1 protein-coding gene is annotated in these 260 nt (G+C 40.8%); it reads right to left on the reverse strand.

The genetic code is table 11. From position 1 onward, the window contains the following. Positions 1-260 (reverse strand): hypothetical protein (locus Q4563_RS20740; RefSeq protein ID WP_303605860.1); only part of this gene is annotated, 260 nt, incomplete at both ends.

Below are 260 nucleotides of genomic sequence, written 5' to 3' on the forward strand. Positions count from 1 at the left end.
TTTTCAATCCTATAATCCGGAGAACAATTTGATACAGAAATATCGCCAAAATCACTGATTTCCATTCGCCCGCTTTGCTCCAGATCATGCAATAACCGGGAAATTTTCTCTTTGGGTAACCGCTGTCGCAAACCGAGTACATCATTACCCTGCAGGATACCTGGAATAGGAAAAAATGCCGTGGCTTCTGCTTCCGTATCAATCACGCTTGGAAGGAATAAATAACTGGATGAGTATTTCACTTTGGTTGAAATAATTTC

This window comes from Gilvimarinus sp. 1_MG-2023, assembly GCF_030548285.1.